The 15,009-nt window shown below is 49.3% G+C and carries 14 protein-coding genes and 1 pseudogene; 2 read left to right on the forward strand and 13 right to left on the reverse strand.

Annotated elements, in window-relative coordinates; genetic code table 11:
* Positions 1-18: 18 nt before the first annotated feature.
* Both JOE21_RS04350 and JOE21_RS04355 read right to left on the reverse strand, forming a co-directional pair.
* Positions 19-765 carry a gamma-glutamyl-gamma-aminobutyrate hydrolase family protein gene (locus JOE21_RS04350; protein ID WP_309862841.1) on the reverse strand — a complete coding sequence of 249 codons (747 nt, stop codon included), beginning with the start codon at positions 763-765 and terminating at the stop codon, positions 19-21.
* A 188-nt stretch (positions 766-953) separates the two neighbouring features.
* Entirely contained in the window at positions 954-1,181 is a 228-nt protein-coding gene (locus JOE21_RS04355) for a DUF378 domain-containing protein (protein WP_309862844.1), read from the reverse strand.
* Positions 1,182-1,488: 307 nt separating this feature from the next.
* Here JOE21_RS04355 and JOE21_RS04360 point away from each other — a divergent pair.
* Positions 1,489-3,022: pseudogene (locus JOE21_RS04360) on the forward strand (BCCT family transporter).
* An 81-nt stretch (positions 3,023-3,103) separates the two neighbouring features.
* Here the strand turns inward: JOE21_RS04360 and ispG are convergent.
* The 5 genes from ispG to JOE21_RS04385 all read right to left on the reverse strand — a co-directional run bounded on the left by ispG (position 3,104) and on the right by JOE21_RS04385 (position 5,538).
* Positions 3,104-4,201: a flavodoxin-dependent (E)-4-hydroxy-3-methylbut-2-enyl-diphosphate synthase gene (gene ispG, locus JOE21_RS04365; RefSeq protein ID WP_309862848.1), complete on the reverse strand. Its 1,098-nt coding sequence runs from the start codon at positions 4,199-4,201 to the stop codon at positions 3,104-3,106.
* 124 nt (positions 4,202-4,325) lie between these two features.
* Entirely contained in the window at positions 4,326-4,583 is a 258-nt protein-coding gene (locus JOE21_RS04370) for a YkuS family protein (protein WP_309862851.1), read from the reverse strand.
* Positions 4,580-4,759, reverse strand: coding sequence for a hypothetical protein (locus JOE21_RS04375; RefSeq protein ID WP_309862854.1), 180 nt, complete (start codon positions 4,757-4,759; stop codon positions 4,580-4,582). Before JOE21_RS04375 ends, JOE21_RS04370 begins: the two co-directional genes overlap by 4 nt.
* Complete coding sequence (locus JOE21_RS04380; protein WP_309862857.1) at positions 4,756-4,965, reverse strand: YqzE family protein; 210 nt, start codon at positions 4,963-4,965, stop codon at positions 4,756-4,758. The genes JOE21_RS04375 and JOE21_RS04380 overlap by 4 nt, the downstream gene beginning before the upstream one ends.
* 42 nt (positions 4,966-5,007) lie before the next feature.
* A complete protein-coding gene (locus JOE21_RS04385) occupies positions 5,008-5,538 on the reverse strand; it encodes a shikimate kinase (RefSeq protein ID WP_309862859.1) in 531 nt (176 codons plus the stop codon).
* Positions 5,539-5,954: 416 nt separating this feature from the next.
* Between JOE21_RS04385 and JOE21_RS04390 the strand changes: the two genes are divergently transcribed.
* On the forward strand, positions 5,955-7,577 hold the full coding sequence (locus JOE21_RS04390) for a peptide ABC transporter substrate-binding protein (protein WP_309862863.1): 1,623 nt from the start codon (positions 5,955-5,957) through the stop codon (positions 7,575-7,577).
* A 21-nt stretch (positions 7,578-7,598) separates the two neighbouring features.
* On the opposite strand, the gene JOE21_RS04395 is transcribed toward JOE21_RS04390, so the two are convergent.
* From JOE21_RS04395 to JOE21_RS04420, 6 genes are read right to left on the reverse strand one after another with little or no spacing between them, the layout of a single operon-like run.
* Positions 7,599-9,587: an ABC transporter ATP-binding protein gene (locus tag JOE21_RS04395; protein WP_309862865.1), complete on the reverse strand. Its 1,989-nt coding sequence runs from the start codon at positions 9,585-9,587 to the stop codon at positions 7,599-7,601.
* 21 nt (positions 9,588-9,608) lie between these two features.
* Positions 9,609-10,634 (reverse strand): oligopeptide ABC transporter permease, encoded by a 1,026-nt coding sequence (opp3C, locus tag JOE21_RS04400; protein ID WP_309862868.1) that lies wholly within the window; start codon positions 10,632-10,634, stop codon positions 9,609-9,611.
* A 5-nt stretch (positions 10,635-10,639) separates the two neighbouring features.
* On the reverse strand, positions 10,640-11,563 hold the full coding sequence (gene opp3b, locus JOE21_RS04405) for an oligopeptide ABC transporter permease (protein WP_309862871.1): 924 nt from the start codon (positions 11,561-11,563) through the stop codon (positions 10,640-10,642).
* Positions 11,564-11,617: 54 nt separating this feature from the next.
* Positions 11,618-12,622, reverse strand: coding sequence for a proline racemase family protein (locus JOE21_RS04410; protein WP_309862874.1), 1,005 nt, complete (start codon positions 12,620-12,622; stop codon positions 11,618-11,620).
* On the reverse strand, positions 12,623-13,675 hold the full coding sequence (locus JOE21_RS04415) for a proline racemase family protein (RefSeq protein ID WP_309862876.1): 1,053 nt from the start codon (positions 13,673-13,675) through the stop codon (positions 12,623-12,625).
* Positions 13,672-14,859 (reverse strand): NAD(P)/FAD-dependent oxidoreductase, encoded by a 1,188-nt coding sequence (locus tag JOE21_RS04420; protein ID WP_309862879.1) that lies wholly within the window; start codon positions 14,857-14,859, stop codon positions 13,672-13,674. The genes JOE21_RS04415 and JOE21_RS04420 overlap by 4 nt, the downstream gene beginning before the upstream one ends.
* Positions 14,860-15,009: the final 150 nt, after the last annotated feature.

Raw genomic sequence — 15,009 nt, forward strand, 5'->3', positions numbered from 1 at the left:
CTCTCAGCTCGATCCCCGTCACCGGTATTCGTTCGGATGGACGGGGGTCTGTTTTTTGGCCGTTTCCATACAAGCTTCGATAAAATCGCGGTATAATGCCCGTGCCAAGGGATCCTGTTTCACCATATTCTCCGGATGCCACTGCACCCCCATCAAAAAATCGCCTCCCTTCCCTTCAAACGCTTCCACCACTCCGTCCGGCGCAGTGGCGGATAAGATGCAGGATGCCGGTACCCGCCGAACAGCCTGGTGATGAAAGCTGTTCACCTTTGCCGTATCTGAACCGGCCAAGCGGTGCAGTCGGGTTCCCTTTCGAATTCGGATGGAATGAGAAGCATGGGAGCGGGGGGCGCGCTGGCTGTGCTGCAAAAGGCCTTGACGTTGACTGGCCAAGTCTTGATACATATCCCCATCCAATGCGATCGCCAATATTTGACACCCTCTACAGATAGCCAAAACCGGTTTTCCCTGGCGGATCATCTCACGAACCAGCGCGGTCTCCACCTGGTCCCTTTCCGGTTCTACTTCACCCAAACCCGGAATCGGCTCTTCCCCGAACAAATGCGGATCAATGTCATTTCCACCGGTTAAAACCAGGCCGTCCAATCGGTGAGCCCAAGCTTTAATCGCATGGATGTCCTCCGTGTATGGGAGAGCCACCGGCATCCCGCCCAAAGACCACACCGCTTCACTGTTATCCCTGCTCAGTTGCCAATACCCTTCCCGGTGGCGATAGGATAAGGTTAACCCGATCAACGGCTTCATCATTTCGTCTCCCCCAACATCGAATTTCGAGCCCCAACCCCATCCTATTCAAAATAATCAACCGGATTGATTGTATCACAACCAAACAAAGCGCCGGCTCTCCTTTTATGGAGATCGGCGCTCTTGGGTCACTTACGGTACCATCCTTATCTCGGTCACTGTGGTTCCCAAGTTTTACTTTCGGAGGATTACTCCACATTGCCGGCAGGGGTTCTGGCTTCAAACAGGAATTTAATACAGTATATTCCAGCCAGGCCGATAATGGTATAGATCACTCGGCTGAACCAGGAAGAAGCCCGGATGGCTTCACCGCCGAACAAAGCCGATACCAAATCCCATTGAAACAGCCCTATCAAGAGCCAATTTAACGCTCCCACAACAACTAAGATTAAAGCGAGTCGAGACCAACCGCTCATCTTATACCCTCCTTATCATCATCATTGAATCGATCTTAGTATGGAAAGAAGAGCCCATTCTTATCCATCCGTACTAAAACAAGGGATTGGGATTTTCTCCATACAGACTTATGGCGATCAATCCGTCGTTATAAGGAGCAACCTGGAGTATTAGGCAGGATGAGACTTCCTCTTTGTGGCAAGTTCGCTTTTTCCGGATATGGTCCACATTTCATCGGAAAAGGTCATTTGCGAAAAGGGGGTGTCATTCGATACCGTGAAGGGGGATCATCTCTGGAAACTCGATCCAAACGAAGGGGGAAAACTTTTGAAAAAAAGCGAAAAGCTTGGCCCGGTATTTTGGGTTTCCACCATCGTCATCTTTCTTCTCGTTGTATTGGGAATTTCGTTTCCTGCCGGGTTTGAAAATGTTGCAAACCATGCCTTCAGCTTCACCACTTATGCATTCGGTTGGTTTTATTTGCTCTCTGTCTTTTTGTTTGTCGGCTTCTGTCTGTTCCTGGCTTTCACCCGGTTTGGACGCATCAAACTGGGCAACGATGAGGATCAACCGGAATATCCATTCTTCACATGGATCGGAATGCTGTTCAGTTGTGGTTTCGGTGTGGGATTGGTCTTCTGGGGTGTCGCCGAACCAATGAGCCACTTCTTTACGCCCCCCACCGGCGGGCTGGAAGAGCAATCCCCCGCTGCGGCGCGAACAGCGATGCAATACTCCTTTTTTCACTGGGGAATCAGTCAATGGTCCGTTTTTACCATCGTCGGATTGGCCATCGCATACTTTCAGTTCCGTAAAAAAGAAAACGGTCTGATCTCCACCACGTTTAATCCGTTAATCGGAAAAGGGGAAAAAGGGTATCTGCGCAAACCGATCGACACATTAGCAGTCATCGCCACCGTCATGGGTGTGGCCACCTCTCTCGGGATGGGTGTCCTTCAAATCAACGGCGGTCTGCATACCGTATTTTCAACTCCAAACAACAACATGATGCAGTTGGGGATTATCGGAGTATTGCTTATCCTCTACCTAACTTCATCCGTAACCGGTTTGGACCGGGGGATTAAATACCCTGAGTAACCTCAACCTGGGTTTGGCCCTCGGATTAATGGTTTTTGTTTTCTTCTCCGGTCCATCCGTATTCATTTTGGAAACGTTGATTCTGGGAATCGGAGACTATATCCAAAACTTCGTCCAATTGAGTTTCCGAATGACCCCCTATACCGGCGGGACATGGGTACAAGACTGGACGATATTCTACTGGGCTTGGGTCACGGCCTGGTCTCCGTTTGTCGGTGCTTTTGTAGCCAGGGTCTCCCGAGGCCGAACCATCCGCGAGTTTGTGATGGGCGTTTTGATCATCCCGCCCCTGATCGCCTTGGTGTGGATCGCCGTCTTTGGCGGAACGGCTCTCAACTTCGATCTGTTCAACGGAACTCAAATTGCGGAAGCGGTCAACAATGACGTAACCACCGCATTATTCGTCACATTCAACGAATTGCCGTTTACCTTTTTGCTTTCCGTTCTGTCCATTTTGTTGATCTTCACTTTCCTGATCACATCAGCAGACTCCGCCACCTATATTCTGGGTTCAATGACATCCAACGGGAGCCTCAATCCTCCTCTGATGGTCAAAGTGATCTGGGGCTTTCTAATTTCCGCCATTGCAGCCGTCCTCCTCCTAAACGGTGGATTGCAAAGCCTTCAGACTGCATCGTTGGTGGCCGCTCTGCCCTTCACCGTTTTACTTCTCTTCATCAGCGCTTCGCTATTTAAAGCACTAAAGTCGGAAGTCCCGCATGCTCCTTCTTTAAAAAAAGATATCCGTCTCACTAAGGAATAAATAAAATGGGCTCCTGTCGGAACAGGAGCCCATTTTCATCCAAAAAAAGGCCCCCTTCTTTGGAAGGGGGCCTTTTTTTGCTTATGCTTTTTGCTCTTCCATCTTTTGTTTGCGGTAGTGTTCTTCCGCCAGTTTGTCGATTTCTTTCTTCAGTTCTTCCACCATGGTCTCTTCCGGAACTTTGCGGATAATCTCCCCGTGACGGAAGAGAAGGCCTTCTCCGCGGGCACCGGCGATTCCGATATCGGCTTCTTTTGCTTCACCCGGCCCGTTTACCGCGCATCCCAATACCGAAACCTTGATGGGTGCTTTGATTTTGGAGATGTATTCTTCCACTTCATTTGCGATGGAGATCAGATCGATTTCAATCCGGCCGCAAGTGGGACAAGAGATCAGGGTGGCGGCATTGGCTGCTAAGCCAAAGCTTTTCAACAGCTCACGGGCCACCTTTACTTCCTCCACCGGATCGGCGCTGAGGGAGATCCGCATGGTGGAACCAATGCCCTTGGACAAAATCGCTCCCATCCCTGCCGCGCTTTTCACCGTGCCGGAAAAGAGCGTACCCGACTCCGTGATACCCAGATGCAACGGATACGGGATCCGTTCCGCTGCTTTGGTATAGGCCTCAATGGCCAGCGGCACGTCGGAGGCTTTGAGAGAGACGATGATATCCTGAAAATCCAGATCCTCCAAAATGCCGATATGGAACAGGGCACTTTCCACCATGCCATCGGCAGTAGGGTACCCATACTTCTCCAGAATGCGTCGTTCCAGGGAGCCTGCATTTACTCCGATTCGCATCGGAATGCCACGCTCCTTGGCCGCGCGGACTACTTCTTCTACTTTTTCCCTTTTTCCGATATTCCCCGGGTTGATCCGGATTTTGTCAATACCGCCTTCAATCGCTTTCAACGCCAGACGGTAATCAAAATGGATATCCGCCACCAGTGGGATATTCACTTCTTTTTTAATGTGGGGAATGGCTTCGGCTGCCCGCTGGTCCGGGCAAGCCACCCGAACGATTTGGCACCCCGCCTCTTCCAGGCGCAAAATCTCCTCCACTGTCGCTTTTATATCATGGGTTTTGGTCATGGTCATGCTCTGCACCACGACTTGATCATTGCCGCCGATTTGGATGTTGCCCACCTTCACCGGCCGTGTCTGCGTGCGATGATACATGAAATCGCCCCTTTGGTCGCACAGAAACTAATGTGTTCAACTTTCATCATTATATCTCATTTTCCCGGTACAAAAAAGGAGCCAAAGTCGATTGGCTCCCTGGATCCCACCATTCATCCGATACTTACTGTGTCCGGTTCATCCGTCGTTGAATCGCTTGGTACACGTCTTCCGCCGTCATGCCCTCGGCATTGATCACAACCTGGTCCGATTGCGTATCCTGCATACCCATCATATCTTTATCCTCTCCGGAAATGACACAGCAATCGCATTCGGCGGCAGCCATTTGATCAGCCGACAGATCCACGACGTCACAACCCTGTTGACGCAAATATTGGCTTACCTGAGACAATCCCTGTTCAACAGCGACACGCTGGTTCAAGGTTCTCGCCTTCCTTCCTCCACTTGGTTTTCATCGTTTTCCTTTACATAGGCGATGAGGGCAACGGGAGTATCCAATATCTCCTTCAATTCCGATTCGGCCTCACTGATCCGACGGATGGCATCGGAACGAGCCTCCAGATTGACCAAGCGAAATGCCTGGTTTTTCTGTTTCATTTGGAACCACCATCCCGTAACAAACGATTTCGTTGCTTATCGGCAAACATTTTCACACCGAACGGAACCATCCCGAACCAGTGGGCCATCCACCCCGGACGTTGTTCTTTCCGCTGTTGCCGAACCTCTTTTCGTTTCTGTTTCGGTGTGTCCATGTAACGGACCATTTCCTGAACCAAGAATTTGATATAATCCTGAGACGACACGGAATCACCCCCTGATTTTTAGGATAACCAGGGGGTGATTCTTTAAACCCGTTCGCTCCGCGCAGACTGTTTCCATGCCTCCCACACCCGATGTGCCGCCTCTTCCGGTGTCAAACCGGTGGTATCCAGGATGAAGTCTGCAAAATCATAGGCATGCTTCCTTTCCCTTGATAAACGCCGTACCTTCTCCACTAAGTCACCGGCCAAAAGCGGGCGTTGGGTGTCTCCCCGCAAGCGATGGATTAGTTCGTCGGGATCAGCCTTTAACGCGACAACCCAACCCGCTTTTTTCATGGCTTCCACATTGTCCGGATTCAATACAATTCCGCCGCCGGTGGTAATGAGGGAAGGGGGACCCATGAGAACCTCCGTCAACACTTCTTTTTCCAGACGGCGAAAACCCGCCTCCCCCTCTTCCAAAAAGATGAGGGGAATGGATTTTGCCGCCTTGCGTTCCACTTCGGCATCCGTATCCACCAGCCGCAATCCGGTCAGGGGAGCCAATTTCTCCCCCAACGCGGTCTTTCCCGTTCCCATCATACCGACAATGATCAGGTGACGGTTCGCTTCCATCTTCACCCTCCCCTTTTTCGTTCATATGGATGGAGTCATTATACCATTGTAGCCCGATGAATCATTTGTCAAGTCAATCGTACACGTTTCCTTGGTTTTGGACAGTTGTGTATGGTTTTTTTGGCACTGGGCAAAGCGGGAAATGCAGAAACATTTTGGCATGATTATTGCAAATTGTTTGTCTTGACTGGGCGGGAGAGGGGATGATCGCCCTTTGTTCACAAGAACGTTCCTATGACTACAGTTGTACGGATAAAGAGCAGAGGCAGATGTGAGAAGGGAGGGTGGTGGGATGGCTGCGATCCTTTGCGCTTTTTGCAAGAGATCGAAGACAGCCCGCCAGCCCGACCAACCCACGCTCCTATACTCGCTTCGTACAAATGCAACTGTAGTACGATTGGGAGGGGGAAAACCTGGTGATAAAAAAAAGTTGTATCGGGATTCTGCTCTTTGTCTTCATCTTTGCTTTCGTGGGGTGTTATGGAGAAAGCTCACAGTCTGGTGCGGAGATGCAGCAAGTACTGCGCATAACGGCGGGAAATGAGATTCCCACGATGGATTCCACCGGAACGTTGGATGTGTTGTCCCAAAGTGTTATTAACAACGTGTTTGAAGGGTTGTACCGATTTGGAAAGGACAGCAAACCAATCCCCGGGATCGCCCGATCCCATGAGGTAAGTCAAGACGGTAAAACCTACACCTTTCACCTACGGAAAGCCAAATGGAGTAACGGCACCCCTGTCACCGCACACGATTTCATCTATGCGTGGAAAAAGTCCCTGCACCCGGATTCTCTTTCCATTTACGCCTATCTTTTTGATGATATCAAAAACGCCGCGGCTATTCAGGATAAAAGCAGTTCGCTGTATGGAAACGTAGACAAGCTGGGAGTGAAAGCGATTGACGACTATACATTGGAAGTAAAGCTGGAAAAGCCGGTCCCCTACTTTCTCAGCTTGGTGTCGTTTCCCTCTTTCTTTCCCCAAAATGAGGAGTTTGTGGATTCCCAGGGGGATCAATATGGCCTCGAAACCGAGCACTTAATCTTTAACGGCCCTTTTATCCTGGATAACTGGAAACACGAAGAAGGATGGGAACTGAAAAAGAACCCGGATTATTGGGATGCCGATACGGTCAAATTGGACAAAGTGAAGGTCAAGGTCGTCAAAGATACCTCTACTGCTGTCAATTTATATGAATCCAACGACATCGACATCGTCAATCTAAGTGCAGAGTTTGTCGATTCCTATCAAGACAGTCCGGAATACAGCACCATGGTCAAACCGGAAGTATATTTTATTCGAATGAATCAAAAGAATGAATTCTTGAAAAACAGGCATATTCGAAAGGCCATCGATCTGGGTTGGGACAAAAAAGAATTAACGGAACAGATCTTGAATAACGGATCTCTTCCTGCTTACTACCTCGTTCCCAAAGACTTTGTCACGGGTCCTGACGGTAGAGATTTCCGTTCTGAATACAGCGACTTTAACACCGGTGGGGTAAAAGAAGCAAAAAAGCATTGGGAGAAAGGGTTAAAAGAACTTGGCGTAAACCAGGTGGAGTTGGAACTTCTATCCTATGACGATGAACTGAGCAAAACCGTCACCTCCTACATCCGAAACCAGTTGGAAACGAATCTCCCCGGTTTATCTTTACGTATCAATCGACAGCCAAATAAACAAAAAATCGTGCTGGAAAGCAAAATGGACTATGAACTATCTTACTCCGGTTGGAATCCGGATTTTCAAGATCCCATCACCTTTGTGGACCTATTTGTTTCTGATGGTCCTTACAACTGGTCCGATTACAAAAATCCTGAAGCGGACCGTCTTGTATATGCAGCCAAAAGCGAAAGTGATGCGAAAGAACGCTGGTCCCTGCTTCAAGAAGCAGAGCGCATCTTTATAGAAGAAGATGCTGTGATCTCTCCGATGTTCCAAACGGGGCAAGCCCGGTTGATGAAACCTTATGTCAAAGGATATGTCTCTCATCCGTTAGCGGTGTCAGCCAGCTATAAATGGACGTATATGGAATAAGGTAGATCCAAAAAGAAGCGCTCAGACGAGCGCTTCTTTTTGAACATACTCCTGATACTCTTTTTCTGTACACATAACCCAGTGCCCATCATCGATTTCTCGAAAAGCCCGCTTTTCCGCTTCTGCCATATAGCGCCTTTCATCAAAAAACGTTCGCTTCCGATTTCTTTCGGTTGCCGGATCGGGCAACGGAATCGCGGAAAGAAGCGATTGGGTATACGGATGAATCGGGTTTCGGTAGAGTTCATCACTATCGGCCAACTCTACCAACCGCCCGCGATACATCACGCCGATCCGGTCACTGATATAGTGAACCATCGAAAGATCATGAGCGATAAATAAATAGGTTAAGCCCTTTTCTTCTTGTAATCGTTTCAGCAGGTTTACCACTTGTGCCTGAATCGAGACATCCAATGCAGAAATCGGCTCATCTGCGATGATCAGCTCCGGTTCTACCGCCAATGCCCTGGCAATACCAATCCGCTGCCTTTGTCCCCCGCTAAATTCGTGAGGATAACGATGCACATGATCCCGACTTAACCCCACTGTCTCAACCAAATGATAAATTTTTCTCATGCGTTCATCTGGATCTGGAGACAACCCGTGTATGTCGAGCCCTTCTGCAACAATGTCCGCAACGGTCTGACGAGGATTTAACGAGGAATACGGGTCTTGAAAGATCATTTGAACCTTACGATAAAACTGACCCAACCATGCCTCACTCTTTTTCCCATGAACGTCATCACCGTCAAATAGAACTTGACCACTCGTTTTTTCATACAGGCGCATCAATGTCCGCCCCACCGTCGACTTGCCGCAGCCGGACTCACCGACCAGCCCCAATGTTTCCCCTCTGTAGATCTCAAAGCTGATGTCATCGACCGCTTGAATCACTTGCTTTCCTTTTTTAAAGTGTTTTTTCAAGTTTCGTACTTGTAACAGGGGCACCTTGGATTTTACCGCCACTTTTTTGCATGAGCGGCTTTGAAGCCGCTCTCTCGATTTTTTCCCTACTATATCGGGAGGATCGATCGCAGGTGCCCTTTCATGCAAAAGCCAAGTAGCCGCATAGTGCGTATCCGAAATCGGAAACAGGGGGGGTTCCATTTGAAAATCAATATTTAGTGCATATTCATTCCTCGGTGCAAAAGCGTCCCCTGGAGGCGGTTGAAGGAGGTCCGGGGGAGAGCCGGGGATGGAATACAATGGATCTTTGGATTGACCCGGACGCGGCATGGAAGCTAAAAGCCCCCATGTGTAAGGGTGTTTTGGAGAATAAAAAATCTCGTCAACGGTACCGATCTCCACCATTTTCCCTGCGTACATCACAGCAACTCGATCCGCGAGGTGGGCGACCACCCCCAGATCATGCGTAATAAACACAACCGACATCCCCGCCCGCTTCTGTAAGTCTCTTAACAAATCCAGGATCTGTGCTTGAATGGTGACATCTAAAGCGGTGGTCGGTTCATCGGCAATTAACACCTTTGGATTGCACGCAAGAGCGATCGCAATCACGACTCGCTGCCGCATGCCTCCTGAAAGCTGGTGAGGAAACAGCTTGATGCGCATTTCCGGATTTGGGATTCCAACCCTGTCCAACAATTCAACCGCTTTTTCCTTCCCCTTTCTTCCCGCGATTTTATGATGAAGCCACAAACTCTCCGTCAGTTGTTTTCCAATCGACATGGTGGGATTTAAGGAGGTCATCGGATCTTGAAGAATCATCGAAATCTGTGAACCCCGGATCTTTTCCATTTTTCGCTTTGGGAGAGTCACCAAATTCTTTGCATCAAACCAAACCTCCCCCTTTTTGATTTTGCCCGGTTGAGGAACCAAACGCATCAGGCTCTTGGACAAAACGGATTTACCCGACCCGGACTCCCCCACGATCGCGAGCGTTTCCCCTTCATTCAAATCAAATGAGACCCCTCGAACCGCCTGAACATCTCCCCTATACGTGTCAAATGAAACCCAAAGGTCCGCGACTTTCAAAACCGTCTTTCCCATGCCTCTCCCCCCTGCCGTCCGTTATTTCCTTAGCTTTGGATCCAAGGCGTCCCGAAGACCGTCACCAAGCAAATTAAAGGAAATCATGATGAAACTGATTACCATGGATGAAACGATCATCAGGTGAGGATGAATGCGAAGTATTTTGTAACCGTCATTGACGAGTGTCCCCAGTGAAGCCACAGGCGGCTGCAAGCCCAAACCGATAAAGCTGAGGAAAGCTTCCGTAAAGATCGCACTTGGAATGGTAAACATCGCGGTGATAATGATCGGTCCCAAAGCATTGGGGATCAGATGTTTCCAGATCAGACGATGATCCTTTGACCCCAATGCTCTGGCTGCCCATACAAATTCCTGATTTTTCAGTTTTAATACTTGTCCCCTTACAATCCGAGCCATCCCGATCCACCCTGTGATCACCATCGCCAGCGTGATCGAGACGATTCCCGGCTTTAAAATCAAGATGAGCAAGATAATGATGATCAAGTTGGGGATTCCCACCAACACTTCAATGACTCGCTGCATAACATGATCGATCCGTCCCCCGTAATACGCGGAAATACTGCCATAACAGACACCGATGACCAAATCGATCGAGGCCGCCAGAAAAGCGATATACAGGGATATTCGTGTTCCTTCCCAGGTTCGCGTCCACAGATCCCTTCCCAATTCATCGGTTCCAAACCAAAAATACGCTTGGACTTCTTTTTGCTTATAGACGTGAACCCCGCGTCCATCCGTCCCGTCCAACCCCAACCATGGAACATGTTCCAATACCGGTACCCTGGGAGGCAGATTGGCTCGCTTCACATCTTGATCATCAACCCCGTAGTCATTGAATAAAGGACCAAAAACCGCCAGAAACGAAATGGCGAGGATCACAGCCAACCCCATTAGAGACGCTTTGTTTTTTTGAAGGCGCCTAAATGCGTCTTGCCAGAAGGAAATATGGGGTCGAATCGCTTCCTCCTTCTCCAGGTCTTTTCTGTCCGCGAAACAAAATAAATCGTCGCCGGGAGGGAGTTTTATCAAGTCATATCGTTGCATGTACTTCACTCCTTTCCCGCCAAGCGAATTCTCGGATCGATCCACCCGTATAAAATATCGACGATCAAGATGACACTGATAAAGAGAGCACTATAAAACAAAGTCACTCCCATAATCACGGGATAGTCATTGGTCATGATGGATTTTACAAACTGCTCACCCAAACCCGGCACACTGAAAATCTTTTCAATGACCAACGTTCCTGTCATTAAAGAGACGGTCATCGGACCTAAAATGGTCACAACAGGGATGAGGGCGTTTCGGATTCCGTGACGAATCAACGTTCCTGCATCGCTCAACCCCTTCGACTTGGCAAGAACCATATAGTCCTGTCCTAAAACCTCCAACATTTCCGCTCTCATAAAACGGGCAATCGTAGCCACAACAAAAACCGCTAATGAAAGGGTAGGGAGAATGGAGTATTCAAATCCCTCCCAAAAAGCGACCGGAAGCCATCCCAGCTTCACGCCCACTCCATATTGAAGCAACCCTGCAAAAATAAAAGAAGGAACGGACAAGCCCAGCACCGCGATCAGCATCGAACCGTAATCCAACCATGTATTATGACGCAGGGCGGCAACCATCCCCAACAACAGCCCCACGGCCGTTCCCAAAATCAGTGCCTGGGCGCCCAAAATGGCGGAAGCTCCGATTCTTTCCCCGATAATTTGAGTGACTGAACGTCCGTCATATTGGAAAGAGACACCCAAATCTCCCTTGAACAAGTTTTTCATGTAGAGGACATATTGAACAGAAATAGGCTTATCCAATCCATAGCGTTCGTACAGCCTTTCTTTTTGTGATTCCGTCATTTTTTTGTCATTAAAGGGAGATCCCGGTAAGGTAACCATTAAAAAAAAGGTCAACGTCGCAATCACTAAAAAAGTAATAATCATATAGGTAACCCTCTGAATGATATACCGCCCCATTTTTCTTCACCCCTTCCACCGGTAATAGCAAGCAATAAATATACCAACCTTTCCTTATCGAACCAAAAATCCCCGGTGCAAGGGATCGTCAGGATCCAGAACAAAGTGATGGATCCCCGTGATAAACGCTCTCCCCGTAACGGAAGGAACAATCCCCGTATAACCATCCACTCGGGCCGTTCTCGTCACTTTTGTAAAAAATTGAGACCCGATCAGGCTTTCATGGACCAGCTCCTCCCCTTTTTTAACCGCCCCTTTTTGAAACAGGGCCGCCATCTGCGCACTGATTCCGGTTCCACAGGGGGAACGGTCTACCCGTTGGCCGCTGAAAATAGTTACGTTGCGCAAATCGGAATCCGGCTTTTGCGGACGGTCCGTGATCACCACTCCGTGCAGCCCGGTACATTCGCTTTTCAAGGGATGTTGAATCCTCATCTTGAATTCCACCTGTTCCTGGATCCGCCGTCCCCAACCCTTTAGTTGCACCAACTGATCCAGTTCTACCCGTACGCCCAAATCCGACGCATCGACAAGCGCATAAAAGGCTCCGCCAAAGGCAATGTCCACGGTACATTTTCGTTCCGGAAAAGAAAGCGGTACATCGGAAACATAAACAAAGGATGGTACATTTTCGAAAGAAACCGACGTTACTTCTGCTCCTTCCACCTGTGCCGCGGCAACGATTTTTCCAGCAGAGGTGTCCATCACCATCCGCGGATTTTTTCGATCCGTTTCCACCCATCCCATTTCCACGGCCATCGTCACAACCGCGATGATTCCGTGTCCGCACACGGCGCTGTACCCCTCACTATCCATAAAAATGACGCCAAAATCCGCATCGGGGCTCGCTGGAGGGGTCTTCACACAGCCAACCATACCCGGATGGCCGCGGGGCTCGTTCATTAACAAATGACGAATCGAATCCAATTGTTTTTTTCGGAAATCCTCATTCTTCCCTATCACATTTCCATCCAAAGAAGGAAGTCCTCCCGTGATCAAGCGCAAAGGCTCTCCCGCTACATGGGCGTCAACCGTCGTGTAATGCCGTTTGAACTCCATTTACGCTTCCTCCATCTCGTTCTCATCTGCATCATGATCCTCTGCGGGAGGAATGAGCAGGAAACCATCTTTCCATTCATCCTCTGAATGCCGAAAAAATGTGTGGATCCCCATGACCCAAGCGGATCCGGTAATCTCCGACACGACTGCCGGGAACGGTCCCACACGGGTTTCTTTCAACACTCTCCCTTGAAACAAGGTTCCGACAATGCTTTCATGAACAAACGGCTCATCGATGCCGATTTGTTTCCGGGCATAAAGCGTTGCCAATTTGGCCGATGTTCCTGTCCCGCAGGGAGAACGATCAATTCCGCCAGGCGGCACAATCACCGTGTTTCTCACATCCGCCTGTGGATGGATCGGATCCGTGAAAAACTCCACATGGGTTAACCCTTTGATATACGGGGATTCCGGATGAATGACCTCAACAGACTGATTGATGGCCTTACGGATCCGCACCGCCTGATCAATAATTTGATCGGCGTGAGACGGGCTTAATTCCAAATTCAGCTTTCGCGCATCGATAATCGCATAAAAATTTCCACCGTAAGCGATATCACAGGAAATAAGACCCACTTCCTCCACCGCGATCTCAATGCTTTTGTAGAGAAAGGAGGGAACGTTACAGAAGGTGACCGCCTTGGCTTTTCCGTTGACGACATGAATGTCGGTCTCCACCAGACCGGCAGGGGTGTCCAACGTGAGGGTGGTGTAAGGCTCCTTTGCCTCAACCATTCCGGTTTCAATCAATGCCGTGCAAAATCCGATCGTATCATGACCGCACATGGGCAGATAGCCGCCTGTTTCGATATAGATCACACCGATATCCGCTTCCGGATGACAAGGATCCACCATTAACGCTCCCGACATGACATCGTGTCCTCTCGGCTCATACATCAGCACTTGTCGAACCCAGTCATACTCCTTTTTCATATGCATCATTTTCTCCGACATCGTCTCCCCTTTTAGTGTGGGAAGACCACTGATCACCGTTCGCGTCGGATTCCCTCCGGTATGAGTGTCCACCGTTGAAAACATTTTTTGTGCTCTCATCTTGTTGCGTCCTTTCTTTGAAACCGGTTATATCGCAAAGGTTCCGTTGGAATCGACGTCTCAGCCTCTCCTCGGATCAATTCTTCCATCAATTTTCCGGTTACGGCGGCGAGACTGATTCCGTCTCCTTCATGTCCCGCTGCAATGTAAAAGCCGGGAACTTCATCCACTTCAGAAATGATGGGAAGATGATCTTCCGTCCAGGGACGAAGACCGGCGTACGTCCGAATCGTCAGCATATCGGCCATCTTGGGATAAAAGCGGATCGCTCTTCTGGCTATAGAGCGAATGACTCGAATATCGACGCGTGTGTCAAATCCTGCGAATTGCCGGCTGCTTCCAATCAAAAAATTTTGACTCTCAGTCGGTTCAAAAACCAAAGCCACTCCGTATCGTTTTGTTTCAGCATCCACCTTTCGGTGACCGCCGAACTTGGATAGGAGGTAACCGAATTCCATTACTTTTCTCAGCCCTACCGGCTCATGTCTGGCGGCGACCACCATGTGCCCTTTCCGCGGTTGAATCGGTATCTTCACCCCAACCATCGCACCGATCAATGGAGCCCACACCCCCGCAGCATTGATCACCTTTTTCGCCGTAAAGCGGCCCCTGGAGGTGAAGATGTGAAACATCCCGGTTGCATCCTGTTGAATCCTTGTCACTTCCGTATGCACATGCCGCTTTGCCCCCTGTTTTTCCGCCCCATGAAACAGGGCGTACGTCAACAGGTAAGGATTGACCGTCGCATCCGTGTGGCACTCCAAACCGCCCAGCAGGTCGTCTGCAAAATACGGGGATTCTTGTTGGAGATCCTCCCGATCCAGCATCCGGAATGAAAGACCCGCTTTTTTTTGCTGATCTACCCACTTTTTCGCAGCCGCCATCTCTTCTTCCGATTCACAAACCAACATACTGCCGGGAGCTCGGTACTCAAAAGGCAGCTCCAAGTCTTTGCTCAGCTGTTTTACCAGCTGCTGGCTTTTTAACGACATCTGACTGTCAAAGCCCGGATCTTTATCAATCGCGAGGATATTGCCGTCACACTTGGATGATGTTCCACTTGCCAGGTCGCCTTTTTCGAGTACCGTCACTTCCAGGCCCGATTTGGAAACATAGTAGGCAATCGCCCCTCCGATCACCCCGCCTCCGATCACCAGCACTTCCGTATGACGAATATCATTCATGACGATCTCCCTTTTCCAACGGATCGAGATGACACCTTTCCTTAAAGCAAAAACGATGCCACAAAAAAGGATGCGCCCTTCCAGGACATTTCGTGTATAATTTATTGTATAGTGTATAATATTTTGAACATTCCTTCGGGAGGGAGCCGC

The organism is Desmospora profundinema, from assembly GCF_031454155.1.
Classification (GTDB): Bacteria; Bacillota; Bacilli; order Thermoactinomycetales; family DSM-45169; genus Desmospora; species Desmospora profundinema.

What these genes read in the sequence shown, in the direction of transcription:
- JOE21_RS04395 (WP_309862865.1), bottom strand. Translation starts at nt 9,587, where the DNA reads ATGGGAAAGACGGTTTTGAAAGTCGCGGACCTTTGGGTTTCATTTGAC.
- JOE21_RS04410 (WP_309862874.1), bottom strand. Translation starts at nt 12,622, where the DNA reads ATGGAGTTCAAACGGCATTACACGACGGTTGACGCCCATGTAGCGGGA.
- opp3C (WP_309862868.1), bottom strand. Translation starts at nt 10,634, where the DNA reads ATGCAACGATATGACTTGATAAAACTCCCTCCCGGCGACGATTTATTT.
- JOE21_RS04375 (WP_309862854.1), bottom strand. Translation starts at nt 4,759, where the DNA reads ATGAAACAGAAAAACCAGGCATTTCGCTTGGTCAATCTGGAGGCTCGT.
- opp3b (WP_309862871.1), bottom strand. Translation starts at nt 11,563, where the DNA reads ATGGGGCGGTATATCATTCAGAGGGTTACCTATATGATTATTACTTTT.
- JOE21_RS04415 (WP_309862876.1), bottom strand. Translation starts at nt 13,675, where the DNA reads ATGAGAGCACAAAAAATGTTTTCAACGGTGGACACTCATACCGGAGGG.
- JOE21_RS04420 (WP_309862879.1), bottom strand. Translation starts at nt 14,859, where the DNA reads ATGAATGATATTCGTCATACGGAAGTGCTGGTGATCGGAGGCGGGGTG.
- JOE21_RS04355 (WP_309862844.1), bottom strand. Translation starts at nt 1,181, where the DNA reads ATGAGCGGTTGGTCTCGACTCGCTTTAATCTTAGTTGTTGTGGGAGCG.
- JOE21_RS04385 (WP_309862859.1), bottom strand. Translation starts at nt 5,538, where the DNA reads ATGGAAGCGAACCGTCACCTGATCATTGTCGGTATGATGGGAACGGGA.
- JOE21_RS04350 (WP_309862841.1), bottom strand. Translation starts at nt 765, where the DNA reads ATGAAGCCGTTGATCGGGTTAACCTTATCCTATCGCCACCGGGAAGGG.
- ispG (WP_309862848.1), bottom strand. Translation starts at nt 4,201, where the DNA reads ATGTATCATCGCACGCAGACACGGCCGGTGAAGGTGGGCAACATCCAA.